This is a genomic window from Marinobacter sp. (genome assembly GCF_040882185.1).
In the GTDB taxonomy this organism is placed as follows: domain Bacteria; phylum Pseudomonadota; class Gammaproteobacteria; order Pseudomonadales; family Oleiphilaceae; genus Marinobacter.
Genome location: NZ_JBBEBW010000024.1, coordinates 37,417 through 63,397 on the forward strand (window position 1 = coordinate 37,417; position 25,981 = coordinate 63,397).

The following is a 25,981-nucleotide window of genomic DNA, read 5'->3' on the forward strand; positions in this document are numbered from 1 at the left end:
CTTTGGCTGGATTTAGTCTTTTAGGCTTAATGGATAGGTTGCTTTGATTTGAATCTAGTCAATAGGTGGGAAAATATAAGTCCATAAATGCGACAGGAGAAATTTGACCGGAGCGTCAGCTTTCCGAGCGGCGGCAAGTGGATTGATTTTACAAAGCTATTACATTTCCGTGACCGACGACTGATTACAAAAAATTACACAAAATCAGTCCGGTGCAAACCTTACCGTCAAAATTATTGAAAGCGATGATGACGTATGGCGGTCGCGGCGCGACGAATGGTGTCGGCATGTTGCTTCTCCAGCGCAAATCGTTCCTCGTCCATCTTCTGAACAAATCTGGAATCTGTGTCCTGACGCGCCTGATGGGTCGGCATATGCTGCATGTGCTCATGCATTTCCTGAAAAATCCGGTAGGGGGTCTGATTCAGTAAATCGGGAGCGACATGGTCCAGCAAGCCTTTAATGCGCAGACAGGCTTCGGAATACTCGATCTGATCCTGCTCAACTGCCATCGCCAGTACCTGAATGCTCTTTATCATGCTGGCCCGACGTTCATCCTGAAACGCCTTGGTCCGATCAGCAGTCGCCTTATCACGTTTAAGCACCCTCGTTTGGCGGCTGATGAACACCACCAGAAGCACGATTGCCGCTAGCCCCGCGAGTATTAATATCCATTGCGACCAGACCGGCATACTAGAAAGTCCTCGTTTGTCATTTAAGAGACGGCGCTCCGAGATCGCCAGCATAACAAAGAATACGGCGCGCCTCCCGAACGGCCCATGACATTTATGTCAGTTGCTGGCAGGTCGGACGCCCGAACATGTTATCTATCAGGCCCGCTTTCGACTTCGCTCAGCTTTCCAGGCTTTGACGTGGACGGTTTGACCGTTCAAAACCGATGTGCCACTCAGCGGGTCAATTTGGTCATCCCGAATGATGTCATTGATGCTGGCGCCTGCATGAGCTTCCGCGACTGCCTGACGGGTGCCCATGCGAGAATGACCCCAGCCATGGGGAACGGAAATCACCCCGGGCATCATGTCCTCGGTGATTTCTACCGGCACCACGATTTTGCCAGCGTCGGTACTGAGCTCTGCCGCATCGCCTTCCAAAAGTCCCAAGCGGGACGCATCCGTTGGATGAATCATCATCGTACAGCGGTCTTTGCCTTTCACTAGACGCTGGCTGTTGTGCATCCACGAATTATTGCTGCGCACATGGCGTCTGCCAATAAGCATGAGTTCATCGGATGCCGGGGTTTCGAGTCGGGCGATCAGACGATCAAGGTCACGCAGATAGCGCCGGGGAGCGAGATTGATCTTGCCATCTCGGGTGTATATTCGGTCTGGCAAGCAGGGGCGCAGGGGTCCCAGATCAATACCGCTAGGGTTGGCCTTGAGCGCTGACAGTGATAATCCTTTGGGAAGATCACGCCATCGACGATCTAATGGGCTGAGTCGCGCGAGTCCTTTCAGCGGGTGCCGCTCAGGCAGAATGCCCATCAGCAGGTCCATGGCCGGTTGGATCAGGGGTTTTGCTGGCCCCAATTCGGTGCCATAGGGGCCACTACGAAGCATGATGTCGAGCAATGGATCTGGTCCTAACTGTTTGAATGCTCTCCATCCAGCTTCCGCCCGGAGCGGCAGGCGACCGCCTTTGCGTTTCTTCTCAAGCCTATGAGCAAGCTCCAGCATAATTTGCCAGTCGTGGCGGGCATCGGGGCTTGGCTTAAACAACGCTTCGCTGTACTTGGCGGTATTACGAACCGCAAACATACTGAATATGAGGTCATAATGACTGCGTTCCAGGGCGGCAGTCGGCGGCAGGATGACATCCGCATGGCGGGTGGTTTCATTGAGGTAGTAATCCACCGAGACCATGAACTCCAGGCCGCTGAAGGCTTCCTCGAGACGCCCACCATTGGGGCTGGAGAGCAAGGGGTTTCCCGCTACCGTCACAAAGGCCTTTATCTGACCCTCGCCTGGGGTCAGAATCTCATCCGCGATGGTGCTTGAGGGATACTCACCGCCAAATTCCGGCAGCCCTTTGACCCGACTGGTACGTCGACCAAAATGACCTTTCTGGCCGGACATCGCACCGAGCTCCACCATATCTATCGCAGGTTGGGTGAACATCACACCACCGGTCGTGTCGAGCTTGCCGGTCAGGATATTGAGCACATAAATCAGCCAGGTTGCGACGCCTCCATGGGCTTGGGTGCTGGTTCCAATGCGTCCGTACAGAGCGGCCTTCGGAGTCGTGGCAAGCTGGCGTGCAAGATCTCTGATGGCCTCAGGCATCAATCCGGTGTGGGCGCTCACGGCATCCGGTGTAAAGGGTAAAGCTGCCAAACGTATAAGGTCGATATCCTTGATCCAGGGCTCAGCGTGGCCTGGATCGACCCTGTCTTCGGCAAACAGAGTGTTGACCATAGCCATCAGAAGCAGGGCGTCACTGCCCGGGCGCACGAAGTGAAATTCGTCTGCCAGTTTGGCGGTTTCCGTGTTACGGGGATCAATCACCACCAGTTTTCCCCCGCGGCTTTTAAGAGCTTTGAGTCGGCCGCGAATATCCGGCACTGTCATCAGGCTGCCATTGGAGGCCATGGGATTGGCTCCAATGCACATGAAGAGATCAGTGCGATCAATGTCCGGAATCGGGAAGAGTATCTGGTGCCCGAACATCTCCAGACTGGCAAGCATGTGTGGAAGTTGGTCATTCGACGTTGCAGAGAATCGGTTTTGACTACCGATGGCCCGGAGAAAGGGTAGTGAGGCTATCATGGCGCCGTGGTTATGCACGTTTGGATTACCTTGGTATACCCCAATTGCATTCTTACCATGTTGCTTGCGAACCTCGTGCAGCCGTTCAGCCACGAGGTCAAAAGCCTCGTCCCATTCCATTTGCTGCCAGCCAGTAGACGTGCGCCGTATGGGCTTTTTGAGGCGATCCGGATCTTCATGGAGGTCTTGTAGAGCGATGGCTTTGGGGCAGATGTGGCCATGACTCAGGGGGTCGTTATCATCGCCCTTGATAGACGCTATACGCCCGCTCTTCATTTCAATGGCCACGCCACACATGGCTTCACACAAGTGACAGGTGCGGTAATGAGTGCCGTTCTCCATGGTGCTCTCTCCGATTCTACAATTGTTATTGGAATATTGGTTTTGTAAGGCAACCAGATTATCAGGATTTTGCTTTGAGGGAAAACCGAGGGTTGCTTTGGTGAGTAATGCCCTCCTAATGGGAACCAGTACTCGCAAACTCGCTCCGTTTTCTGCAGTACAAGCTAGCTTTAGTGTCGAAAAAATATACACACTATTTACGCAGAGTATTAGAAGTATTCTTATAACATTCTGTTTTTTAAGTCTTAACGAGCTATAGGTATAGATTCTGCCTACCTCCAGTCAGGCATTCGAAAATTCCGGATCAATAGGGGCAATGCCAGAGAAAGGTGGGAGCTAAGCGGGTAATCAATCGAACGGTTTTGCTCCTCATCACGAGGACATCGACGATAATTTGGAGATTCAGTAATGAATGCATTTTCAAAGGCGTTGGTTTTAGTAGCTTTATCGACAGTGGCGAGCGGAGTTTCCGCAAATCTGATAGGTGGGGTATTCGTAGGGGGTGTTGATCTGTTGATAGCGCAGGCAGACAAAGACGATGTGTCGAGTCTTTGTGGCCCCGGCGGCAGTCCGACTACTGAACTTTGTTGGATCAATACCGTGCTGGAGCCCGATACAACCTATGGCGTGAAAACAGAGAATCAGACCTACCAGTTCGTGGACGGGGACAGCAGCCTGATCGGCTATATGCTGGACAGTCCAACCGAGTACTTTATGATCAAGAACGCAACCTGGTGGGCACTGTTTCAGAACAATGCTGACTTTGATTGGGCGGTGATCGACACAGCACTGCTTAATTCCAGTTTTAACCTTCCGGATGGCCAAGAGTTGACGATCAGTCACGTTGCGACACTTGGCAATAAGGTTGTTTCAGTACCGGAGCCTGGCACGCTAGCCTTATTGAGCCTGGGCCTTTTTGCAATGGGGATCAAACGTCGTCTAAGGATAAAGTGATCCTGAAGCAATAACCTCGCTACACCTACCCGGACCCGCACTCTTGAGTGCGGGTTTTTCCATTGAGTGCCAATGGGGAAAATAGGTGCCGTATTCTTCAGCAGGAACTCTCTAGCAGAAACTTTTCAGCAGGCGTCAGCGTTTGTCCATAATCTGCAAATGAGTAACGCCAGACTTCTGTGCCAGAATGTTCGGCCCCGGCATACTGAAGTATTCTCCCTGAGAAAAATCGATACCCAGTTCGAGCACTTTTGCCTGTACGGCTTCATTGTGCACAAATTCTGCCACGGTCCGAATGCCAAGACTTTTGGCAAACTGGACTATGCCGTGGGTTACAGTAAAAGCCGTTGAGTCTTCATCGAGGTTCCGAATCAAGCTGCCATCAATCTTGATGATGTCGATGTTAAGGCGCAGTAGTTGCTCGAAGTTGGAGTAGCCAGTGCCGAAATCATCTATTGCAATCTGGCATCCGAACGGCTTTACCTGCTCTATAAAATGCAGCACTTCGTTGTAGTTCTCGATGCCATTGGATTCAAGAATTTCAAAGATCAATCGCTTACCGATGGTGCTTGCCTGGAGATGACTGAGAATCAACTCAAGAATCTCCGGCTCCACCAGGTCGGCATAGGACATATTGATCGCAAATTCATAAGGCTGGTGTCTGAACTCAGCAAAGGACTTATCAATCATGATGTGGGTAATCTGCCGGTCGAGACGAAGTTTATTGGCGATGCCCAGAAACTGCCCGGCGGCTATGACGCCGTGCTCTTCATCGAGCATCCTTACCAGGCATTCGTATTTGCTTATGCGGCCCTGGCGGTTGTCGTAAATGGGCTGGAAATGGGGGACAACTCGGTTCTTTGCCAGCGCTTCTTTAAGACGTTGCGCCCAATAAAGATTTTGCTCGTAGTTCTTCTCGATCTGCTCCTGGGAATCATAAATCAGGTAGTTACGACGCTGTTCCTTGGCAAGACGCAATGCAATCGCCGCCTGGCTCAGAAGCTGGTCCCTAGACGCAGCGCTCTGTTTTACGGGACCGAAAGCGATCCCGGTGGTGGCGTCAATGTTCAGAATCTGTTGCTGCCAGGAGATCCGCTGGTGCTGTAGAAATTCGTTCAGTTTGTTGGCTAACTGTCTGGTATCAACTTCGGGGATGACCGGTCCCAGCAGGGCAAACTCATCACCGGCCACACGATAAACCCGGGCCCGCTTGTCCTTGGTGTGAACTTTCAGGAACAGCTGGAGTTCGGCTGAGAGAGTGAGCAGAACCTGGTCGCCACACGCGCTGCCAAACAGACTGTTGACCTCCTGAAAGCGATCAAGGTTGATCACAATCAGACAGGCTTCGCTGCGTGCACCAAGGTCTTTTAACAGTTTCGCCCGGTTGGGTAGTAAGGTCAGTGGGTCAGTGTAGGAGGCTTGCAGCTCTCGAATCAATTGAACGATGCGATACAACAGGTAAAGGCTCAGGACCAAAAGTACCGACCCCGTAATGGCCAGTATCCGGTAATTGGTGTCCCGCATGGGGATGAGCACACGGTCGATCTCATCTTTCGGAACACCGGCACCATAGACCATGCCGGCGGGGGTTGCCGCGTAGTAGAGCTCATAAATCCGGCCGCTGACTTTAATCGAGCGGGTTTGCAGACGCTCCGGCTGTACCGTCGACGGTTGCATCAGTCCCGTATTGTCCGGTAGCTTCGCAGAGAGCTTCAGATCCAGAATGGCATCAATGAGCTGTTGCTCAAGAAGAGTGTCGTTATCGAGACTGAGGCTCGAAAGATTGCGATTGTTGCGGTCATTGAGAAACGAGAAGCTGTTTTCGGTCACCTCAACACGGCTCACCAGTTCAATGATCTGGTCCGAAGCCCAACCTGTTGTGACCATGCCGATTAACTGGTTATCGACATCGAACATCGGGCTGGCAAGCGTCAGCACCGCGCGTTTGGTGGCGAAATCGAAATAAACAGGTGACCAGTATACCTGGCCGGGTACATGCTGTTCAGGAGCCCAGTTACTGCCCAGTGTTCGCTTGAACCAGTCAGCAGAGCGATAACCGCCGGAGTCTCTGGTCAGGGTGGGTCCCGGTGCGCGCGCGGACTTGATGAAATGAGGGGAGTAGCTTTGATTCGCCTCTGTCAGGATGCCCGGTTCGAACCAGACGCCAGCGCCGGAGGCTCCGTCAAATTCGCTTAAATGGGCTTTCAGTGACGTCTCGAGTTGCGCTCTCAGAATGCTGGCATTTCGGGTGTTATTTTCGCTCCCCTGGGCCAGACGATAAAAAGTTTCGCCAATTATCGCTAGCGACGAGGTATGCCGTTGAAGCGCAATCTGTCTGGCGTCAATGCGGGCAACGCCAGCAAAAAAGACATCCCTGATCTGGTCACGTCGCAACTCTGACATCGCCTGCTGGGAGTAGCTGAGGTTGAGGTGAGAAAGCAGCAGCATGCCCGAGAAAAAAAGGCCAACCAGAAACGCCAGCAACCACATGAGGGATTGCATGGACGTATGGGCTTTCCAGGACCGGTGGCGCTGGTGCAACCATGACTGCATCGACGTGTAACCTTTTGGGGTTAGTTAACGGCCACTCCGTCGGACATCCCATCCGAATGCTCTTCAAGAGCGGCTTTTGCCTCTGCATGTCCCTGTTCAGCGGCCTCTATGTACCATGTTTTTGCTTTTTCTTTATTTTGTTCAACGCCGTTGCCCGTACTGTACATCTGTCCGAGCAGATAGGACGCGCCTCCAGAGGCCGGAGCTGCACGACGCGCCCACTGTTGTGCCTTCGCGTAATCTCTTAATGAATAGGCAATCAGTGCCATATTGGTTTGCGCCTGAACATCGCCAGCTTCTGCGGGTTGCAGGCAGGCTTTTGAAGCTCCGCTGAAATTACGGATAGTTGTGAGCAGATAACAATCACTGAGCTGCTTAGAGGGCGGTGCCTTGCTCACCTCACTGGCAACTGGTTCTTCATCTTCGGCGTTTTCGCGCTCGGTCGTACGCACTTCATCTTCACTCGCTTCGGCCTCTAATTTCTTCAGCCGTTGAGCATAAGCGTTTACATCCTGCGGGCACGAGAAACGATATCCGACACGATAAAGATTCAGGGCTTCTTGCGAGATAGGTTTGGCTGAGTATCGATCGGCAATGACATCGCACCGCCTGTCCCGCTCCTGTCGAACTATCGCCAGCACGTCGGACCTTGGTTCATCGCCTTCATAACGAATGAGGTAGCGTGTCAACGGATCTATATAAGGTTGTTGAAAGAGAGGGTTCAGCTCTGAACTGAATTCATCATCGGCCGGTACCTGTCCGACACCTTTAAAGGCTTCGCCAGCTCTGCCCCATAGCTCACTGGATGCTTCAAGAAATCTTTCCCGTTGCAGGCTTTCGCAGCCTGCCAGAATTAGAGCCAGAAAAAGAACAACGAATAATCGATACATCAGACGTCACCAAAAACTGTATTCGGTAGTCCGTCATATTCCCACAAGGCTTGTTAAAAAACTGCAATCGTTACATAAATACAACCAATAAGATCCCACGAATACAACCGACAGAATCTCGCAACACACTGATCTTCATTGACGATGATTGACACCCTCACAAGCATTAGCCTCGGGGGCAACGATAAAACCTGTTACGCACCAAGTCACCAGTGCTGAGCATCAGGTTTGAACTCATGCACGTCAGCCGCTGGTAAGAATCGCCAGCAATTTATGGGTATGCTCCGCCGTCTCATTGCCCAGCGGTGTCAGATAACCACCGTCCACCTGCGTGATCAGGCCTTTCCTGAACAGCCGTTCTGCAGCGGCGACCGATTCCGGAGCTGCAGAATGACGGTGAACTTTAATGCCCTCCTGCGCCGATGAGAGGTTATACAACGCGAGCAGATTGAGTTCTTCAATATAGTCTGGGGGAAAGGACATGACGTTTCCTTGAATTATTGTTGGGAACCAGTCTTTAGTTGTATACGAAATGTGGCCATTCGACAAAGACGAAATGATTGTACGAACTGTTGTGAGCGGAGAAAAGCAGAAATGGTGGGCCCAGCAAGACTCGAACTTGCGACCAAAGGATTATGAGTCCTCTGCTCTAACCAACTGAGCTATAGGCCCTAAAAGCAAACTTTCACTGCAGGGGAGTGCAGCGGGCGCCATTATACCCATGAGGGCAGGCGCCCGCCACTGGTGCTGTTAACCCTGATCGTCAATAAAGCCGCGCAGGTGATCGGAGCGGGAAGGATGGCGCAGTTTGCGCAATGCCTTGGCTTCGATCTGACGGATGCGTTCTCGGGTCACATCGAACTGCTTGCCGACTTCTTCCAGCGTGTGGTCGGTATTCATTTCAATACCAAACCGCATGCGTAACACCTTGGATTCGCGGGCTGTTAGGCCTGCCAGCACGGAACGAGTAGCTTCGCGAAGACCTTCTGCGGTTGCAGAATCTACTGGCGAGAGTGCCTGGATGTCTTCAATGAAGTCGCCAAGGTGACTGTCTTCGTCATCACCGATCGGCGTTTCCATGGAGATCGGCTCTTTGGCGATTTTCAGCACTTTACGGATCTTGTCTTCCGGCATTTCCATGCGCTCGCCGAGTTCTTCCGGCGTTGGCTCGCGACCCATCTCCTGAAGCATTTGACGAGAAATGCGGTTGAGTTTGTTGATCGTTTCGATCATGTGCACCGGAATACGGATAGTCCGCGCCTGGTCCGCGATGGAGCGGGTGATGGCCTGACGAATCCACCAGGTGGCGTAGGTGGAGAACTTGTAGCCACGGCGGTATTCAAACTTGTCGACAGCCTTCATCAGGCCGATATTGCCTTCCTGAATCAGGTCCAAAAACTGCAGGCCGCGATTGGTGTACTTCTTCGCGATGGAGATAACCAGGCGCAGGTTGGCCTCGACCATTTCTTTCTTGGCGCGGCGGGCTTTGGCTTCGCCAATGGAAACGCGACGGTTGATTTCCTTGATGTCCGGAATGTCCAGATCCACTTCGTTTTGCACATTGGCAATACGCTTCTGCATCCGGATAATTTCGTCCAGGCGCTCGCTCATGGGCGCAGCATAAGGTTTCTTGCTCTTACTGATCTTGACCGCCCAGTCGATATTGGTCTCATTGCCCGGAAACGACTTGATGAAGTCTTTGCGCGGCATTTTGCACTCGCGCACACAGATACGCATCACCGTACGCTCGTTCTCCCGCACCAATTCATTGGTGGAACGGATGACGTTGACCAGTTCATCGAACGCTTTATTGCCAAGCTTGAACGGGGCAAAAACCTGGCCCAGCTCATTGAGCGCCTGCTGTGTCGATTTGTGTCCACGGCCATGTTTTTCCAGCGCTTTGTTGGCAGCAGCCAGTTTTTCACTCAACAACTCAAAGCGCAGGCGGGTCTCTTCGGGATCCGGGCCGCTCTCGGTCTCTTCCTCTTCGTCGCTGTCGTCATCGCTGTCGCTGGAGTTATTGGCAGCGGCAGGGGTTTCCTCGCCCATGAACGGCTCGGCGTCATCAGGATCAAGAAAACCCGTCACGATGTCGCTGATGCGACCTTCATTCTCGATGATGCGCTCATAAGCCTGAATGACCGTGCCAGCGGTGCCTGGGAAATGGGCGATGGCCGCCATGACGTCACGGATGCCCTCTTCGATCCGCTTGGCAATAACGATTTCACCTTCCCGGGTCAGCAGCTCAACAGTACCCATTTCGCGCATGTACATGCGCACGGGGTCGGTCGTGCGGCCCGCATCGGACTCAACGGCTGCCAATGCGGCAGCCGCTTCTGCAGCCGCAGCCTCGTCTGCCGTGGAATCGCCTTCGGCCATCAACAGGGTGTCGGCATCCGGCGCGACTTCAGAAACCTGAATGCCCATGTCGTTGATCATCCGGATGATGTCTTCCACCTGATCCGGATCGGCTATGTCTTCCGGGAGGTGGTCATTAACCTCGGCGTAAGTCAGGTAACCTTGTTCTTTGCCTCGGGCAATGAGGTCTTTCAAACGTGATTTCTGCGAATTGCCTGACATAGACACCCTGTGAACTCGCTTGTATAAGGAAAAAAGTTAAACAGCCATTATAGCTGCCGCTCTGTAGGTCTGCCACCAAGTGGTTAGATGGTGCTCAACCGGTTAAGTTTCAAGTGGCCGTTTTAAAATGCCAAGGACATTCCTTGCCCTGCGGGCTGTTAGCCCCGATGCTGTTATTTTTTTCGACGGCCCAGTTGCTGCAGCTCCTGGCGCTCGGCCTCAGTCAAATCACCAATGCTGCGTTTCTGTGTAAGCAGAGCCGTCAGCCGCTGTTTGTGGGCGGCTTCTTTATTTGGTGTCAGCATTTCACGTGCCTCAGCCAGGGCATTTTCCCGGGACGGCAAGTGTTCAATGCCGTCGAACAGCCGGAAAAACCGCGTCCGCGCTGACGAATTCGTGGCCAGGGCCCGAATCAATTGTTTCTTGTCTCGCAGCTGTTGGGCGACGATCCATTCTGCAAAACCTCTGGCCTGTTGAAGTTGGCGGTCTTCACGGCAAAGTTCCAGCAGCTCAAAAGCCATCTCTGGTGCTTCCAGCAGCGCCTGGCACACTATGGTGTCCCGGCTCAGTTTTACATCGACCCGCGCTTCCTGAATGCGGGTCTGACGCTCGCCGTTGCGATAGACATAGCCTTTGGTGCCGCCGTCCTGGGTTTTGCTTTGCCAGTCTCGCCGTCCGCCGCACAGCCTTAGCATCTCGTGCCACATGGCATCCCGCAGTGTGCAGCGCGGCATTTTGTTGAGCATTGGCTCAACCCGGGCTCGCAGCTCGCCGCGATGCTCCGGCAAATTCAGATCCAGCCCTTCGCTCTGGCGGTTAAACAGATACCGCGACAGCGGAGTAGCGCCATCTACCCGTTTCTGGAACGCCTCGGAGCCTTCCTGTCGCACCAATGTGTCCGGGTCTTCACCGTCCGGCATCATCAAAAACTGCAGATGCAGTCCGTCAGTAAGCAATTCCAGCGCATTTTCCATCGCCCGGTCAGCCGCTCGATAACCCGCGGTGTCGCCATCAAAACAGAATACCAGGTGGCGCACTTGCCGAAGCAAAGCTGCCAGGCTGTCCTGGTTGGTCGCCGTGCCCATGCAGGCCACCGCGTAATGAATGTCGTGCTGCGCCAGCGCGATCACATCCATATAGCCTTCTACAACCAGTAACCGGTCGAGTTGGCGGATGCTTTGCCGGGCCTCATGAAGGCCATAGATTTCACGGCTCTTATGAAATACATCAGACTCTGGAGAGTTGATGTACTTGGCCTTGTCATCCCCCAGGGTGCGACCGCCAAAAGCAACGGTTTTGCCCCGGGTGTTGCGAATCGGAAACATGATCCGGTTGCGAAACAGGTCCCTCGGCCGACCATAGCGGTCAGATACAGTGCCGGTTTCAACCAGTGGTCCCTGGATATCCTTGCCCGCAGAATCATACAGCGCAGTACCGGTGCCCGGCGCAAACCCAAGCTGATAGAGCTCGATGATGTGCTGGTCAAGCCCGCGCTGAGCCAGGTAATCCCTGGCAAAAGCTGCCTCAGGACCCTTGAGCGCAGACTGATAAAACCGGCTGGCGTAATCCAGTGCATCCGTCAGGGTTCTGGCTTGCTGCATCTCCTGTCGAACGGTTTGATCGTAAGGCACTTCCAGCCCGGCACGTCGAGCCAGCTCTTCTACCGCATCCGTGAAGCCCAGGCCGTCAAATTCACGGACAAAGCTGATGGCGTCCCCATGGGCGCCACAACCAAAGCAGTGATAAAAGCCCTTATCGGGCCGAACGTTAAAAGATGGCGTCTTTTCATCGTGAAAAGGGCAGCGGGCCTTATAGTTGCTGCCAGCCTTTTTGAGCGTGATGCGGGACCCAATCAGCTCTGCCAGATCAATGCGATCCAGTAGATCTTCAACAAACCGCTGAGGGATCAGTCCGCTCATGGAATCTCCGCTGACAGAGAGCGCGCCGGGAATTACCCGCAAAAACCACCATAGCCAAAAATGCCGCCGAAGCCAGGCCCCGGCGGCATTTTGGGTCTACCTCGGAGCCTGTTCAGGGTGCGAGGTAATCGGTTTGGCGTACAGCAAAGAGCGACAGGTACTGGCGTTTTGACGCTTAGTACAACCGCTCGAATTTACGCTGTTCCCGCTGAAGCTTCTTGAGATGACGCTTGACGGCTGCGGCGGCCTTGCGCTTACGAACGGACGTCGGCTTCTCGTAGTGCTCACGACGACGAACTTCTGACAGCACGCCTGCTTTTTCGCAGGAACGCTTGAAACGGCGCAGGGCTACGTCAAACGGCTCATTCTCTTTCACTTTAACAGCTGGCATTCGAAAATCACCTACCTGGTATATTCAGATTTATGTAGGAAGAGTGCAGACAGGTCTACCCGTATCTGGTGCGACACATGGCGACTCAGTGCTCGCCGACCTTGTGCTGCGGTCTCTTCGGCTATTTGCCTGGCCTGCTTGAATAAAAATAGACCAGTGCAGAATTAAGGGCGGCAATGATAGCGCCTACCGTTGGTCAAGGTCAACGTCTTGGGGATTATTCTGCAGAGAATGCTGCGTTGTCTGATAAAATGCCTTTCTGTTTTTCCATGGACTCAATTGAAGCGGTCTTTATGCTGATTCTTGGTATTGAAACCTCCTGCGATGAAACCGGTGTCGCGCTCTACGACAGTCTTCGGGGCCTGCGTGCCCATGCGCTCTTCAGCCAGATTGATATGCACGCGGATTATGGTGGCGTGGTGCCAGAGCTGGCTTCCCGCGATCATGTTCGAAAGCTGCTTCCCCTTTGTGATCAGGTGCTGGCGGACGCAGGCGCCACTCGCGCTGATATCGAAGGCATTGCCTACACCGCTGGGCCGGGTTTGATTGGAGCCCTGATGGTGGGCGGCTCCGTCGCTCACGCTCTGGGGTTCGCGCTGGGGGTGCCTGTCCTCGGTGTGCATCACATGGAGGGTCACTTGCTCGCGCCTATGTTGGAGCCTGATCCTCCGGCGTTTCCGTTTATTGCGTTGCTGGTCTCCGGTGGGCATACGCAACTGGTCAAGGTGGATGGCATTGGCGAGTACACTCTGCTCGGCGAGTCGGTAGACGATGCCGCCGGTGAGGCATTCGACAAAGCGGCCAAGATGTTAGGGCTGGATTACCCGGGCGGTCCCCGCGTGGCCGCACTGGCGGAGCAGGGAACACCTGGGCGCTATCGGTTTCCGCGTCCCATGACGGATCGCCCGGGGCTGGATTTCAGCTTCAGTGGTTTAAAGACATTTACTCTCAATACGGTTACCGCAGCTGAAAAGACCGGTGATCTTGACGATCAAACCCGAGCGGATATTGCTCTGGCATTTGAAACAGCGGTCGTGCAAACGCTTTCCATCAAATGTCGCCGGGCAATTGAGCAGACTGGCTGCAAGCGCCTGGTTATTGCTGGGGGGGTCAGTGCCAATAAAAGTCTACGGGCCGCGCTCGAAACTATGACGGTAAAACTTAGTGCCGGGGTATTCTATGCTCGCCACGAATTTTGTACCGATAATGGTGCGATGATTGCCTACGCTGGATGCCAGCGCTTGCTGGCGGGTCAGCGTGACGGGGACCGCATCATTTCAGTGCCACGCTGGCCGATGGATACTTTGCCGCCGATTCATCAACCGAGGCAAAACGGTCTAGTAGACTGAAGGGCATAATGATGGCTACGGGTCAGAGCGGCGTTTCCCGATTCTGGGCGAGCCTGATCAGATTATTGCGGTGACGCACGACGATCAGGATGGCCAGAAGTCCGAACAGTGGCAGTGTTGAAGGGTCAATCATCGCACTGATTATTGGTCCCGTTATGACGGCGAGTACCGAGGCCAACGCAGATATGCGCCATCTCCACATGGCCACTGCCCACACGCCAGCGAGAATCAGTGTGGTTGCCGGAGCCATTGCCAGTCCGGCACCCAGCGCGGTTGCCACGCCTTTCCCCCCCTGAAACCGATAAAACACCGGCACCATGTGACCGGTAATGGCGCATAGGGCGACAATAGCCTGAATGTAGATGGAGTACTGGAATTGCTGGGCTAGCCATACCGGTAACCAACCTTTGCCAGCGTCGAGGGCAAGGGTAACAATCGCTGGTAGCCAGCCACCAATGCGATAGACGTTGGTGGCGCCTGGATTGCGCGACCCCTGCGCACGCGGATCGGGTAGGTGCCAGAGCTGGCATATGGGCATGGCGAACAATACCGACCCGGCGGCATAGGAGGCAAAGCAGAGCACGACCAGAAACAGGGGTTCCATAGGCGAAGACTTGTACCGGTGGTTTATGCGAAAATCGCCCCGCGCACGAGGCGCAGTTTGCACGCTCCCAAGGTATCGGTTTGGCGTGTGGCAATCAATCAGCCATCAGTCGGGTAGCCGACATTGATGATGGCCCGGCCCGGGGTATGGCTCACGTGACGGATACAGTACTGATCGAAGGCCTGGCGGTCGAAACCGTCATCGGGGTATACGATTGGGAGCGGGAGGTGCAGCAGCGCTTGCTGATTGATCTGGAACTGGCCTGGGATAACCGGGTGCCTGCCGTGTCAGATAATGTGGCCGACGCACTGGATTACGCATCTGTGAGTCAGCATGTAATTGAATATTTTGGCAACCAGCAGCCCCAGTTGCTGGAAACTGCTGCTGAATCCCTGGCGGCAGAACTGCAAGCCAGGTTTGGTGTGGCCTGGCTCAAACTGGTCGTCCGAAAACCTGGAGCCATCCCCCAGGCCCGGTCTGTAGGGGTGAGCATCGAGCGGGGGCAGCGCGAATGAACACCGCAGCCAGAGTTTATATCAGTATTGGCACCAATATTGAGCGGGAACGCCACATAACCGCCGCACTGGATGCACTGGCTTTACAGTTTGGCGATCTGGATATTTCCACTGTTTACGAAAGTGAGGCGGTGGGTTTTGATGGCGAGCATTTCCTCAATCTGGTGGTGGCTATTCAGACTACTCAGTCTGTCGCTGCATTGTCGCGAATATTCAAGCAAATTGAAGCGGATAACGGGCGCCGTCGTGATCAGCCCAAGTTCAGTGCCCGTACCCTGGACCTGGATATCCTGACTTACGGAGACCGCACCGGTAACGTGGAGGGTGTACAACTACCGCGCGGTGAAATTCTCAAAAATGCTTTTGTATTGCAGCCCTTGGCCGAAATCGCTCCCGAGGCATTGCATCCGTTGGTGGGCAAACGCTATTCTGAGCTTTGGCAGGCTTATGATCGGGACCAGAAACTCTGGCCAGTGCCTTTCAACTGGCAGGGACGAAAAATCTCACCGCGCCCTGTCAGTCGATGAAAGCCTGGCCAAAGGCTTCACTGACTACTTCCATTCCGGTTTCGATAGAGCTGGATTAGCCCCGCTGTTGAGCTGTCGGTCTTGCCTCCTTCCAGCGTCGGTGCCATCAACTGGTCAAGAATGCCTTTGCCGAGTTGCTTGCCCAGCTCTACACCCCACTGGTCAAACGAATCAACGTCCCAAATCACGCCTTGTACAAACGTCCTGTGCTCATACAGCGCGACTAACGCTCCGACGCTCTCTGGAGTAGTTCGCTCGAATATCAGGGTATTGCTGGGTTTGTTTCCCGGAATCACCTTGTGGGGCGCAAGGAGGTTGACGTCGGCTAGAGCTACGCCTTCCGCTTTTAGTTCGGCCCGCGCTTCCTCTTCGTTCTTGCCCTGCATCAGGGCCTGAGTCTGACTCAAGCAGTTGGCGAACAGGATGGCGTGGTGGTTGCCAATCGGGTTATGGGTCTGTAGCGGGATGATGAAATCTGCCGGCGACAATTTGGTTCCCTGGTGCAGCAACTGATGGTAAGCGTGCTGTCCGTTAGCGCCTGCGCCTCCCCAGATGATTGGGCCAGTCTGATAATCAATTGGCTCACCGGCCTGAGTCACACACTTGCCGTTACTTTCCATATCCAGTTGCTGAAGGTGGGCAGGCAGTCCCCGGAGATAGTGATCGTAGGGCAGTATGGCGTGGGCATCTGCCCCCCAGAAATTGCCATACCATACCCCGAGCAGTCCGAGGATAACGGGCAGGTTCTGCTCAAGGGGTGCCGTGCGGAAGTGCTGGTCCATCTTGTAAGCGCCTGCCAGTAGCGCCCGGAAATTGTCCATACCGATGGTGAGCGCTGTTGGCAGACCGATGGCGGACCAGAGCGAGTAGCGTCCACCCACCCAGTCCCACATAGGAAAGATATTTTCTTCTTTGATGCCGAATTTCACCGCATCCGGGGTGTTCGCGGTAACTGCCACAAAGTGCTTGCTGATACCGTCCTGGGAGCCGCCATTTTGCAAAAACCACTGCCGCGCGACGTCGGTGTTCTCCAGAGTTTCCTGGGTTCGGAAAGACTTGGACTGGATCAGGAACAGGGTGGTATCCGGGTCAAGATCTCGCAGCACCTCCGATATATGGGTGCCGTCAATGTTCGCCACGTAATGGCAGCTCAGGTGTCCGCTCCAGTAAGGCTTGAGTGCCGCTGAAACCAGTTTGGGGCCAAGGAAAGAGCCGCCAATGCCGATGCTGACTACGTCAGTAAAAGGCTTGTTGGTGAAACCTCGCCACTGGGTACTGTGTACCCGCCAGACGAATTCTTCCATGCGTGCGAGCGTGCTGCGGACTTCGGGCATGATGTCCTTGCCGTCGACCTCAATACTGTCATTCGTCTGGTTGCGCAGTGCTGTGTGCAGTGCAGGGCGGCCTTCAGTAACGTTGACGCGCTCTCCCCGGAACATGGACTCCATCCGTTCTGGGAGATTGCAGCTCTTCGCCAGCTTGAACAAAAGCTCAAGGGATTCCTCGGTGATCAGGTTTTTTGAGTAATCGAGGGTAAATCCGGCGGTTTGCAGCACGTAGCGGCTGAAACGCTGCGGGTCCTGTTTGAACAGGTCCCGCATGTGAGTGTCTTGCATCCGGGCCTGATGCTCTATCAATGCCTGCCATTCCGGACGGCTGGTAAGCGTTTGGAGGGTCTGGGACACGGCGGGTTCCTTCCATTGAATGTAATTAGCGTTTGATTGAGAGATTATCGATGAGGCGTGTCGTGCCTAGGAAAGCCGCTACCAGAACAGTGAGGTTTTGATCCTCCGAATTCGCCAGCCTTAATGTCAGGCTGTTGATAATATTGATGTAATCAATACGGAAACCTTTGGCTGAAAGCGCTGATCGGGCGTTATTTTCAAGCTTTGTATAGTCGGTCGCCCCCTGCGTCAGCGCTGTGGCGATCTCTTCCATCGTGCTGAAAATGGTTGGTGCAAGCGCGCGTTCCTCTGCACTGAGATACCCGTTGCGGGAGCTTTTGGCTACACCGTCGGCGTCGCGGACCGTGGGCGCACCAATGATCTCGACCGGGATAAACAGGTCTCTTGTCAGCTTGCGAATAACGGCCAGTTGCTGAAAGTCTTTCTCGCCAAAGACGGCGACATCGGGTTGTATCATATTAAAAAGCATGGTGACGACGGTGGCTACGCCTTCAAAGTGTCCGGGCCGGCTGGCACCACAGTGACCTTCGCTTACTTCGGGCACGATGACCTGAGTCTGTAGGGCGAGCCCATCGGGATAGACCTCCTCAGGGGAGGGGGCGAAGATCAGCGAGTTGCCAGCGGCCCGCAGCCTGTCCTGGTCGCCCTGTAAGGTGCGCGGGTAATTGCCCAGGTCCTCGTTTGCTCCGAACTGCATCGGGTTAACGAAAATGCTGGTCACCACGACATCGGCGGCCTGACGGGCCTGCTCGACCAGGGAGATATGGCCTTCATGGAGGTTGCCCATGGTTGGTACCAGGCCAATGCGCTTGCCCTGCTCTCGATAGCCGCTGAGAACGGCCCGCAATTCTTTCAGCGTGTGAATGGTTCTCATGCCTTGAACGTATGCTCCTCGCCGGGGAAAGTGCGCTGCTTGACCGCGTTATGATAAGCCGCGATGGCGGCCTGGATGGAATCTGTCTCTTTCAGGAAGTTTTTAACGAACTTCGGCGGTCTGCCAGGGGTCACCCCCAGCATGTCATGCATGACCAATACCTGACCATCTGTATCGGCCCCGGCCCCAATTCCGATGACCGGCGCCTTAACCGCTTGCGTGATGCGCGCAGCGAGCGCGGTGGGGACACATTCGAGGAGAATGATATCGGCGCCGGCAGCTTCGAGTTGGCAGGCGTGTTCAATCATTAACTCGGCCTGTTTTTCATCACGTCCCTGAACCTTATAGCCGCCAAACTTGTTAACAAACTGTGGTGTCAGGCCAAGGTGTGCGCAAACCGGCACGCCACGGTCACTCAGCGCCTGTATGGTGTCGGCCATCCAGTCGGTGCCCTCAAGTTTCACCATATGGGCTCCGGCCCGCATCAGTTCTGCAGCGTTTTCCAGAGCCGCCTCAGGCGTGCCGTAACTCATGAACGGCATATCCGCCATGATCAGGGACCCGCGATTACCCTTCACGACGGAGCGCACGTGGTAGCACATGTGATCCATAGTTACCGGCAGGGTGCTGTCGTTACCTTGCAACACCATTCCCAGTGAATCGCCAATCAGGATGACGTCCACTCCGGCTTCGCTGACAACCTGGGCAAAGGTGGCGTCGTAAGCGGTCAGCGCTGAGAAGGTTTCACCCTTCTGCTTGTATTCGCGCAGGGTATTGATGGTAACAGCCATAGATCCATGCCTTTGTTAAAGGGTTGGACCAAGACGGCGCAGAATATGACCGGCCTGGTAGTGTTTAAGGTTAATGCTGCTGCAGGCCAGAGGCAAGCTGACCTGAATACTATGGCGGTGAATCTCTGTGCTCGGGTTCAAGTCGCTTCAGCCCGTTGTCGGGACATTGATGTCGCAGTACCTGGAGAGCTCTACCGTCTGGCAGAATCAACCCGGGGCTCAGGTCGAGCAGAGGCTGCAGCACAAAATCGCGATTCGTCAGTTCAGGGTGGGGCACGATAAGGCGCTCATTTTGTACCGGATGGTCGCCATACAGCAGTAAGTCGAGATCCAGGGTTCTGGGGCCCCAGTGCTGATTCCGTCGTCGCCCGTGAGCGTTTTCGATTCGCTGGAGGTGGCCCAACAAGATCAGTGGTTCCAAGGAAGTATGTAGCTTGACCGCCCCATTGATGAAGTCAGGCTGGTCCTGGGGGCCGATTGGACGGCTGCGGTAGAAAGGGGACTGAGCCACCAACGACGTGTCCGGCAACGATGCCAGTTTAGCCACTGCCTGGGCCAGCTGGCGAAGTGGATTCGCCAGATTACTGCCAAGCCCGATATAGACTTCTATGGCTGGCACGACTCAGGCCCGACTTTCCGGTTTACGACGACGCTTACGCTTGCGCGGACTTTCGGCACCGAGTTCCGATAACATTTTCTCCTGGCCGCGCTCGTCCTGCTCCTGGAAATCAGTCCACCATTGCCCAAGACCCGGCTTGATTTCGCCAGCATCTTCACGGACCAGTAGGAAATCATAAGCGGCCCGAAAGCGCGGATGCTCCAAGGTCACAAAGGCTCTTTTGCCCTGACGGCGGGGAAGGCGCATCTGCATTTCCCAAATTTCTTTCATGGGTCCGGAGAACCGCTTGGGGATCGCCGTGGCTTGAACCTGGCGGCCAATGACTTTGGCAATGGCCTGATGGAGGGCGGGCTGAATCGGTTCGCCGTCATCCTGTCGCTTGCGCCATTCAACCTGAAGTGCAGGCCAGAGCATGGCTGCGTAAAGGAAATATGGGGTAACAGACTTGCCTTGCTGTATCCGCCGATCAGTGTTCTGCAACGCTTTGATGATCAGCGCTTCGGGCTCGCCAGCGTCCAGTGCCCGCACAGTGTCCGGGAACAGAGCGTCGAGCAAGTCGTATTCCCGCAATTTATAATAAGACGCTTCGCCGTAACCGGCGGAAAACAGCTTGAGAACTTCCTCGAACAGACGTGCTGAAGGAATATGGGTCAGCAGCGGCGCAAGCTCTATGATGGGTGCTTCAGTTTCAGGCTCAATCTCAAAATCAAGTTTGGCCGCGAACCTTACAGCGCGGAGCATGCGCACCGGGTCCTCGCGATAACGGGTTTCGGGATCACCGATCAGCCTGAGCTGACGGTTTTCAAGATCTTTTATACCACTGGCGAAATCAACGACCGTGAAATCCTTGATGCAGTAATACAGCGCGTTGATCGTGAAATCACGCCGCAGAGCGTCCTCTTCCTGGTTGCCGTAGACGTTGTCGCGCAGCAGTAAGCCATGCTCGCTGGTTCTGCGATCGTCGTCATCTTCGTCGTTTGCATCGGCGGCGCTGCCTCGGAAGGTGGTTACCTCAATAACTTCCCGGCCAAACAACACGTGGACAATCCGAAAGCGACGCCCGATCAGCCGGGAGTTCCGAAACAGTTCGTGGACTTCTTCCGGGGTTGCATTGGTCGCGATATCGAAATCTTTCGGACGCTGGCCCAAAAGAATATCGCGTACGCCGCCACCAACCAGATACGCTTCGAAACCGGCATTGTTCAGGCGATTCAGTACTTTTTTGGAAGGTTCGCTGAGTATAGAGCGGGACACGGTGTGCCGTTCTCGAGGGATCACCTGGCGGGAATATGCGGACACTTTTTTCTTACCGCTACGCGGTATAAATGATAGTAGTTTCTTCAGCATTGATTCGGCTTCAGCAGTGAGCAAAACCGAGAGTCTAACGGTTTGGCGACCATTTGCCCATGGCTTGCAATGGGAGGTTCTGATTACAAGGGCTGTCAGGGCGGCCGTAGTCGTGTTGCCTGGCAGGGTATTGGAGGGTGTTTCAGAAAATCAAAAGGCGGGTCGCTTTCACGAACCCGCCTCAGAAGAGTAGACGATCTGCATTGTTTTTGTTATTACGAAGGCTTTAAGCCTTTTGGGCCTCTATCCGAGGCAAATCATGCAAGCGGAAAGCTTTGAATACAGAGAGTGGTAATGATCCTGCAGAAGCTCGTAGTAAATATAGCGTCGTCTGGAAGACGATTCTTCTCTACATCTACAACTTATACAAGTCATGGCACCCCTAAAAAGCTCAGTACCCAAAACACTCAGTTCGCTTACGCTCTATTTTTGTTTTTGTTGCTGAACGTTTTCCTGCAGCTATTTGTTTTTGTTTTGGCGCTGCTTTGTCACATTGTTTTTGTTGTTGTGCGCCATAAAGAGTGCAGAAGCTGTGCCAGGTTTATAAATTCTCTAGTTTACAGTGAGTTAATTATTTTAGTCTTCTCAGGTGTGCGGCAGGCATCCTTAAAGTGTTACCCAGGTCTCACTTATATTAGAAGGCGTGTTTCTTGAGGTAACACCGGGTAACGGTTGAGCCAGGGTTCAGGTATTTATGGGTAACGCTAGTTGCCCGTGGTTTTCTTGCGGGGAATGCCCAGTCGTTGACGACGCTCCCACAGCGATTTTCGGCTGATACCTAATTTCTGTGCCAGCTCTGTCTCGCTCATGCGGTCCTGATTCTCCAGCACAAAATGCTGAAAATAGTCTTCGAGGGACAGATCGTTGGCGGCGTCCGGCTCACGCACGCTGGCAGGGTGTTCATCGCCTTCGATCAGGGCCTGGGGGACCGTGAACTCTCCGCCGTCGGATTCCAGGTCCAGTAGCGCTGGCGAGATAACATTGGTGTCACACAGGATGGTAGAGCGCTCTATAGCGTTCTCGAGTTCACGGACGTTGCCTGGCCAACGATGTTGTTCCATTACCCGCATGGCCTCGGGGCTGAATTTCAATCCCGGTTTTCCCATGCGTTCGCCCTGACGGATGAGAAATTTGCACGCCAGTCCGAGTATATCGCCATGCCTGTCTCTAAGCGGTGGAATCCGGATTTGCATGACATTGAGCCGGTAGTACAGGTCTTCGCGGAACTCCCCTGTGCGCGTCATGGCTTTGAGGTTCCGGTGAGTGGCGGCGATCATACGTACGCTAACCTTGCGGCTTTGAGTCGACCCCACCTTTCGTATTTCACCCTCCTGCAATACCCGCAAAAGGCGGGCCTGCGCTTCGGCCGGGAGCTCTCCTATTTCATCCAGAAAGAGGCTGCCGCCGTCAGCAGCTTCGATCAAGCCTGTGCGCGCTGAAACAGCGCCCGTAAAGGCGCCTTTTTCGTGGCCGAAGAGTTCGGATTCAATCAGGCTTTCTGGAATAGCAGCACAGTTAACCGATATCAGCGGGTGCGAAGCTCGTGGGCTGAGTTGATGTAATGCTTGCGCTGCCAACTCCTTACCTGTGCCTGATTCACCCTGGATCAATACCGTTGTTTCGGTCGGGGCGACCTTGCGGATCAGGGTGAAAACCTGCTGCATGGCATCGCATTGACCGTACATCAGACTTGCCGGGTCTCCGGCCTGAGGACTCTCTCCAACATCGCCGGAGGTGTCGGGAATGCCTGGCTGGATGCTGGCCCTCAGCTGCAGAATATTCTCGACCGCTGCCAGCATTTCATCGTGATCAAAAGGCTTGGCAATATATTCAACGGCCCCCAGCTTCATGGAGTCGACCGCTGAGCGCAGGCTGGCGTAGCTGGTCATGATCAGAACCGGGGTGGTGGGGGCCCGGTTAATCAGCTCTGTTCCGGGCGCTCCAGGCAGGCGCAGGTCTGAGATGATCAGATCGAAATGCCCAAGCTCAAACTTGCGCTCCGCTTCGTCTACTGAGCCAGCATCGGAGACGTCATAATCGGCGTGTTCCAGCAGCTTACGCAGCGCGGAGCGAATAATTTCTTCATCTTCGACAATCAGTATTCGACGCATATTGATTTCATGACCTTTCGTTCGGGCCAGCAATGGCCGCGTCGGGCTCATAGGCTGGTAGCTTCAGCCGGACACAGGTGCCCCGGGTGTTCGGGGTCGCCGGACTATCTACCTGAATATTGCCGTAATGCTCTTCAACAATACTGTACACCAGTGACAGGCCAAGGCCGGTACCCTGATTGGGACCCTTGGTGGTGTAAAACGGCTCAAATATGTGGTCGAGCTGGTCAGCCGGTATACCCGACCCTTCGTCTGCGATCTCGATGATAGCGGAGTATCCCTCGCGGTTTCCACTGACGTGAACCCGGCCACCTTCGGGAGAGGCGTCGCGGGCATTGGCCAACAGGTTCACAAATACCTGGACCAGACGCTGCTCATCTCCCAGTACCACCAGGTCTTCCGGACAGTCATTACGGTAAACAATGCCCCGGCCTTTGTCGCTGAGCGACAGCAGGTTAATGGATTCATCCACGCAGCGCTGGATAACGGCGGGTTCATAGCGATTTGCCTGGGCATGGTTTCCGGTGCGGGCAAAGTTCATCAAGGACTGCAGAATCGCTGAAATCCGGCGAGTCTGTTGTTGTATCTGGTCTGCCGTGGCGAGAATGGTCTGGTCATCGGTTTCGAGTTTCAGGTTTTGTGCCAGCGAAGAGATACCTGTGACCGGGTTGCCGATTTCGTGGGCAACACCCGCCGCAAGTCGCCCGACCGAGGCGAGCCGCTCGCTGTGCATGAGTTCGTCCTCCAGCAGTCGGGTCTCGGTCTGGTCTTCCACCAGAATGATGCTGCCGTCCTCGGAGTGGTCCGGGCCGCTCAGGTTGGATTTATGCAGGTTCAGCCAATGGGGTCGTCCTTTAAGATCCAGCCGGTGTTTATAGCGGTGTTGTTCAGTGCCCTGGACGAAGTCATCAAGCAGCAGGTGCCAGTGCTCTGGCAAGGCTAGCAGCCGGGCCCCGACCACGTCGTCGGCAATAATGCCGGTGAGTTGTTCCATGGCGTGATTCCACATCAGGATCTCACCATCATCGCCCAGTGAACAGGCGGGAATAGGCAGATTCTGAAGGGTTTGACGATAATGCCGCCGCAGATTGTCGAGTTCGCCAGCAAGCCCCGTCAACTGGCTCTGATATTCACCCAACGCCCGTTCGACGTAATGTATGTCCTGGGCAGTGCTGCCGCTGGCCATCGGTTTGAAGCCAAGGTTGCGTTTGACCATGTCCCGGGCCACGGCTGGCCCCAGCAGGCCAGAAAGGTTCACTTCCACCTGGTCCCGCAGTCGGCGCAGCTGGTAGGGGCGGTATTCGATGGCGGGCAGTTTAAGCTGGACCTGGGCCCGCTCGACTTCGCGCTGGGCTACGTTGAAACCGAGGGGGGCGGACAATTGCCGGACAAAATCTTCGGAGGAGGTCGCCACCAATTCCCGGCGTTGCGGTCGCGAGAGCGCTCCCAGAGAGCAGGCCTGAGCTGCGCTGGTTTCATCTTTATTGGATTTGCTCAGAGCCGACATCAGTGCGAATACGAAAACGTTCAATGTCAGACTGGCGAAGGTGAAAATATGCCAGTTAGACCTATCCGGGCTGAACGGCAGGTCGAGAATGTCGAGCAAATTGGCGGTGTCGGAAAACGGCAGTACCAGCGTGACGACCCAGACAGTTATGCCAGCGAGCAGTCCGGCGATCAGACCTTTACGATTACCCTCAGGCCAGTAAATCACTCCAAGAGCCCCGGGGAGCAGTTGTAACACTCCTGATAGTGACAGCGCGCCAAGGATAAACAGATCCAGTCGTTTGCCAACGGCTTCGTGGAACAGCAGGGCCGCCAGAATAATGATCGCAATTAGTAATCGTTTGACCCAGCGTAACCAGCGATAGATATCGCCCTGGTCCCGAGGGGTACGCAATGGCAGCACTACATGGTTGAGCACCATGCCAGCAAGCGCCAGGGTGCTGACAATCATCAGGCCGCTGGCGGCAGAAAGCCCGGCGATGTACATCAGCAAAGTCAGCGCAGGGCTGTCCAGGGCGATAGCGGTGCCGATAACATAAAAGCTTGGTGTGGTGGTGGCAGCCAGTTCAATGCCTCCCCACAGGATGATGGGAACGGGCAATCCCAGCAGCAGCAGATACAATGGTAAACCCCAGCTTGCCCTGGACAGCGCCCGGGGGCTGGGGTTCTCGCTGAAGGTGATGTGGTACATATGGGGCAGTACCAGGGCCGCAGCAAACGACATCAGCATCAGGGCCCGCCAACTGCCGTCATCAATGCTGCGCTCCAGAGCACTGACTTCGTTGGACTGACTCGCGAGCCAGTCATTGAGCCCGCCGAGTCCACCGAATACGGTGAAAAGAATCACGCCCCCCAGCGACAATAGAGCGACAAGTTTGACCAGAGAATCGAAAGCGATCGCTACTACCAGCCCTTGGTGACTCTCCGAACCCTGATCCCGTCGGGCTCCAAACAGCATCGCAAACAACACCACCGTCAGGCTGAACAGAACGCTGATCAGTTGTTGCGATGCGCCGGGGGAGAGAATACTTACGGACGTCGACACTGCTTTGATCTGCATGCTCAGCAACGACAATATGGCGGCGCCTGAGCACAGGGTGACGAGTGTTCCGGCCCACTGGCTGCGATATCGGAAAGCGAACAGGTCGGCCAGAGAGGTCAACTGGTACGCGCGGCTGATTCGCATGATCGGATTCAGTAATACAGGCGCCAGCAGAAAAGCGCCGCTGATGCCCAGATAGTAGGCGAGAAACCCGAACCCGGACTCTGCCGCCATGCCCAGGGCACCATAAACGGCCCATATACCTGCGTAAACACCAAGGCTGAGAACATAGACCAGGGGATGCCGAACCCAACGACGAGGAATATGGCCCCGCTCGGTCATATGGGCGAGGGCAAATAGCAGGGTCAGATAAAGTAGGCTGACAAATAGCAGAGTGGGAAGGCTAAAATTCATTGGGGTCCCGTCGCCACTCCAGCCAGAAACCCATGGCAATCAGGCCAGCCCAGATCATATAGGGGCTGTACCAGGCATTGCCCGGAGCTATCCACCAATCGAGGATATTGGGTGAAAATATGTAGATGGCCAGAACCAGCAGGAAGACAAGGCGGTAGATATACATCGGATGTCGCACCCGCACT

General features: G+C 54.7%; 21 protein-coding genes and 1 tRNA gene. 4 read left to right on the top strand and 18 right to left on the bottom strand.

Features of this window, described 5'->3' with window-relative positions:
- Positions 1-233: 233 nt before the first annotated feature.
- A complete protein-coding gene (locus tag WEB64_RS13520; protein WP_368060853.1) occupies positions 234-692 on the bottom strand; it encodes a DUF2489 domain-containing protein in 459 nt (152 codons plus the stop codon).
- A gap of 138 nt (positions 693-830) precedes the next feature.
- Positions 831-3,125 (bottom strand): molybdopterin-dependent oxidoreductase, encoded by a 2,295-nt coding sequence (locus tag WEB64_RS13525; protein WP_368060854.1) that lies wholly within the window; start codon positions 3,123-3,125, stop codon positions 831-833.
- Between the two features lie 408 nt (positions 3,126-3,533).
- Here WEB64_RS13525 and WEB64_RS13530 point away from each other — a divergent pair, with 408 nt between their 5' ends.
- Positions 3,534-4,079 (top strand): PEP-CTERM sorting domain-containing protein, encoded by a 546-nt coding sequence (locus WEB64_RS13530; protein WP_368060855.1) that lies wholly within the window; start codon positions 3,534-3,536, stop codon positions 4,077-4,079.
- 135 nt (positions 4,080-4,214) lie between these two features.
- Here WEB64_RS13530 and WEB64_RS13535 read toward each other — a convergent pair whose 3' ends face one another.
- The 7 genes from WEB64_RS13535 to rpsU form a co-directional block, all read right to left on the bottom strand.
- Positions 4,215-6,632, bottom strand: a complete 2,418-nt coding sequence (locus tag WEB64_RS13535) for an EAL domain-containing protein (RefSeq protein WP_368060856.1) — start codon at positions 6,630-6,632, stop codon at positions 4,215-4,217.
- 20 nt (positions 6,633-6,652) lie between these two features.
- Positions 6,653-7,522: a tetratricopeptide repeat protein gene (locus WEB64_RS13540; RefSeq protein WP_368060857.1), complete on the bottom strand. Its 870-nt coding sequence runs from the start codon at positions 7,520-7,522 to the stop codon at positions 6,653-6,655.
- A gap of 243 nt (positions 7,523-7,765) precedes the next feature.
- Entirely contained in the window at positions 7,766-8,005 is a 240-nt protein-coding gene (locus tag WEB64_RS13545; RefSeq protein WP_368060858.1) for a TIGR02647 family protein, read from the bottom strand.
- A gap of 112 nt (positions 8,006-8,117) precedes the next feature.
- Positions 8,118-8,194: transfer RNA gene (locus WEB64_RS13550), tRNA-Ile, on the bottom strand.
- A 78-nt stretch (positions 8,195-8,272) separates the two neighbouring features.
- The gene (gene rpoD, locus WEB64_RS13555) at positions 8,273-10,102 is read right to left on the bottom strand and encodes an RNA polymerase sigma factor RpoD (RefSeq protein ID WP_368060859.1); all 1,830 of its coding nucleotides are present in this window, start codon (positions 10,100-10,102) and stop codon (positions 8,273-8,275) included.
- A 173-nt stretch (positions 10,103-10,275) separates the two neighbouring features.
- Positions 10,276-12,021: a DNA primase gene (dnaG, locus tag WEB64_RS13560; protein ID WP_368060860.1), complete on the bottom strand. Its 1,746-nt coding sequence runs from the start codon at positions 12,019-12,021 to the stop codon at positions 10,276-10,278.
- Positions 12,022-12,196: 175 nt separating this feature from the next.
- The gene (rpsU, locus tag WEB64_RS13565) at positions 12,197-12,412 is read right to left on the bottom strand and encodes a 30S ribosomal protein S21 (RefSeq protein WP_072794797.1); all 216 of its coding nucleotides are present in this window, start codon (positions 12,410-12,412) and stop codon (positions 12,197-12,199) included.
- A gap of 293 nt (positions 12,413-12,705) precedes the next feature.
- On the opposite strand from rpsU, the gene tsaD reads away from it, so the two are divergent.
- Positions 12,706-13,761, top strand: coding sequence for a tRNA (adenosine(37)-N6)-threonylcarbamoyltransferase complex transferase subunit TsaD (gene tsaD, locus WEB64_RS13570; protein ID WP_368060902.1), 1,056 nt, complete (start codon positions 12,706-12,708; stop codon positions 13,759-13,761).
- A 22-nt stretch (positions 13,762-13,783) separates the two neighbouring features.
- Here the strand turns inward: tsaD and plsY are convergent, their stop codons facing one another.
- Positions 13,784-14,365 carry a glycerol-3-phosphate 1-O-acyltransferase PlsY gene (plsY, locus tag WEB64_RS13575; RefSeq protein ID WP_368060861.1) on the bottom strand — a complete coding sequence of 194 codons (582 nt, stop codon included), beginning with the start codon at positions 14,363-14,365 and terminating at the stop codon, positions 13,784-13,786.
- A 146-nt stretch (positions 14,366-14,511) separates the two neighbouring features.
- Here plsY and folB point away from each other — a divergent pair, with 146 nt between their 5' ends.
- Positions 14,512-14,880, top strand: a complete 369-nt coding sequence (folB, locus tag WEB64_RS13580; protein WP_368060904.1) for a dihydroneopterin aldolase — start codon at positions 14,512-14,514, stop codon at positions 14,878-14,880.
- Complete coding sequence (gene folK, locus WEB64_RS13585; RefSeq protein WP_368060862.1) at positions 14,877-15,407, top strand: 2-amino-4-hydroxy-6-hydroxymethyldihydropteridine diphosphokinase; 531 nt, start codon at positions 14,877-14,879, stop codon at positions 15,405-15,407. The genes folB and folK (WEB64_RS13585) overlap by 4 nt, the downstream gene beginning before the upstream one ends.
- A gap of 17 nt (positions 15,408-15,424) precedes the next feature.
- Here folK (WEB64_RS13585) and pgi read toward each other — a convergent pair whose 3' ends face one another.
- The 8 genes from pgi to WEB64_RS13625 all read right to left on the bottom strand — a co-directional run bounded on the left by pgi (position 15,425) and on the right by WEB64_RS13625 (position 25,962).
- Positions 15,425-17,092 carry a glucose-6-phosphate isomerase gene (gene pgi / locus WEB64_RS13590; protein ID WP_368060863.1) on the bottom strand — a complete coding sequence of 556 codons (1,668 nt, stop codon included), beginning with the start codon at positions 17,090-17,092 and terminating at the stop codon, positions 15,425-15,427.
- A 25-nt stretch (positions 17,093-17,117) separates the two neighbouring features.
- The gene (gene panC / locus WEB64_RS13595; RefSeq protein ID WP_368060864.1) at positions 17,118-17,966 is read right to left on the bottom strand and encodes a pantoate--beta-alanine ligase; all 849 of its coding nucleotides are present in this window, start codon (positions 17,964-17,966) and stop codon (positions 17,118-17,120) included.
- Positions 17,963-18,757, bottom strand: coding sequence for a 3-methyl-2-oxobutanoate hydroxymethyltransferase (gene panB, locus WEB64_RS13600; RefSeq protein ID WP_368060865.1), 795 nt, complete (start codon positions 18,755-18,757; stop codon positions 17,963-17,965). Before panB ends, panC begins: the two co-directional genes overlap by 4 nt.
- 109 nt (positions 18,758-18,866) lie before the next feature.
- Entirely contained in the window at positions 18,867-19,376 is a 510-nt protein-coding gene (folK, locus tag WEB64_RS13605) for a 2-amino-4-hydroxy-6-hydroxymethyldihydropteridine diphosphokinase (protein ID WP_368060866.1), read from the bottom strand.
- A gap of 3 nt (positions 19,377-19,379) precedes the next feature.
- Positions 19,380-20,723 (bottom strand): polynucleotide adenylyltransferase PcnB, encoded by a 1,344-nt coding sequence (gene pcnB / locus WEB64_RS13610; RefSeq protein WP_368060867.1) that lies wholly within the window; start codon positions 20,721-20,723, stop codon positions 19,380-19,382.
- A 704-nt stretch (positions 20,724-21,427) separates the two neighbouring features.
- Entirely contained in the window at positions 21,428-22,834 is a 1,407-nt protein-coding gene (locus WEB64_RS13615; RefSeq protein ID WP_368060868.1) for a sigma-54-dependent transcriptional regulator, read from the bottom strand.
- Positions 22,835-22,841: 7 nt separating this feature from the next.
- Entirely contained in the window at positions 22,842-25,796 is a 2,955-nt protein-coding gene (locus WEB64_RS13620; protein ID WP_368060869.1) for an ATP-binding protein, read from the bottom strand.
- Positions 25,786-25,962, bottom strand: a complete 177-nt coding sequence (locus WEB64_RS13625) for a hypothetical protein (RefSeq protein ID WP_368060870.1) — start codon at positions 25,960-25,962, stop codon at positions 25,786-25,788. The genes WEB64_RS13620 and WEB64_RS13625 overlap by 11 nt, the downstream gene beginning before the upstream one ends.
- Positions 25,963-25,981 lie beyond the last annotated feature (19 nt).

Coding starts and splice junctions, on each gene's coding strand:
- pcnB (WP_368060867.1), bottom strand. CDS start 20,723: ATGCTGAAGAAACTACTATCATTTATACCGCGTAGCGGTAAGAAAAAA.
- WEB64_RS13625 (WP_368060870.1), bottom strand. CDS start 25,962: ATGTATATCTACCGCCTTGTCTTCCTGCTGGTTCTGGCCATCTACATA.
- WEB64_RS13545 (WP_368060858.1), bottom strand. CDS start 8,005: ATGTCCTTTCCCCCAGACTATATTGAAGAACTCAATCTGCTCGCGTTG.
- rpsU (WP_072794797.1), bottom strand. CDS start 12,412: ATGCCAGCTGTTAAAGTGAAAGAGAATGAGCCGTTTGACGTAGCCCTG.
- rpoD (WP_368060859.1), bottom strand. CDS start 10,102: ATGTCAGGCAATTCGCAGAAATCACGTTTGAAAGACCTCATTGCCCGA.
- WEB64_RS13525 (WP_368060854.1), bottom strand. CDS start 3,125: ATGGAGAACGGCACTCATTACCGCACCTGTCACTTGTGTGAAGCCATG.
- WEB64_RS13620 (WP_368060869.1), bottom strand. CDS start 25,796: ATGAATTTTAGCCTTCCCACTCTGCTATTTGTCAGCCTACTTTATCTG.
- WEB64_RS13530 (WP_368060855.1), top strand. CDS start 3,534: ATGAATGCATTTTCAAAGGCGTTGGTTTTAGTAGCTTTATCGACAGTG.
- WEB64_RS13540 (WP_368060857.1), bottom strand. CDS start 7,522: ATGTATCGATTATTCGTTGTTCTTTTTCTGGCTCTAATTCTGGCAGGC.
- plsY (WP_368060861.1), bottom strand. CDS start 14,365: ATGGAACCCCTGTTTCTGGTCGTGCTCTGCTTTGCCTCCTATGCCGCC.
- panC (WP_368060864.1), bottom strand. CDS start 17,966: ATGAGAACCATTCACACGCTGAAAGAATTGCGGGCCGTTCTCAGCGGC.
- dnaG (WP_368060860.1), bottom strand. CDS start 12,021: ATGAGCGGACTGATCCCTCAGCGGTTTGTTGAAGATCTACTGGATCGC.
- tsaD (WP_368060902.1), top strand. CDS start 12,706: ATGCTGATTCTTGGTATTGAAACCTCCTGCGATGAAACCGGTGTCGCG.
- WEB64_RS13520 (WP_368060853.1), bottom strand. CDS start 692: ATGCCGGTCTGGTCGCAATGGATATTAATACTCGCGGGGCTAGCGGCA.
- folB (WP_368060904.1), top strand. CDS start 14,512: ATGGCTCACGTGACGGATACAGTACTGATCGAAGGCCTGGCGGTCGAA.
- folK (WP_368060862.1), top strand. CDS start 14,877: ATGAACACCGCAGCCAGAGTTTATATCAGTATTGGCACCAATATTGAG.
- WEB64_RS13615 (WP_368060868.1), bottom strand. CDS start 22,834: ATGCGTCGAATACTGATTGTCGAAGATGAAGAAATTATTCGCTCCGCG.
- panB (WP_368060865.1), bottom strand. CDS start 18,757: ATGGCTGTTACCATCAATACCCTGCGCGAATACAAGCAGAAGGGTGAA.
- WEB64_RS13535 (WP_368060856.1), bottom strand. CDS start 6,632: ATGCAGTCATGGTTGCACCAGCGCCACCGGTCCTGGAAAGCCCATACG.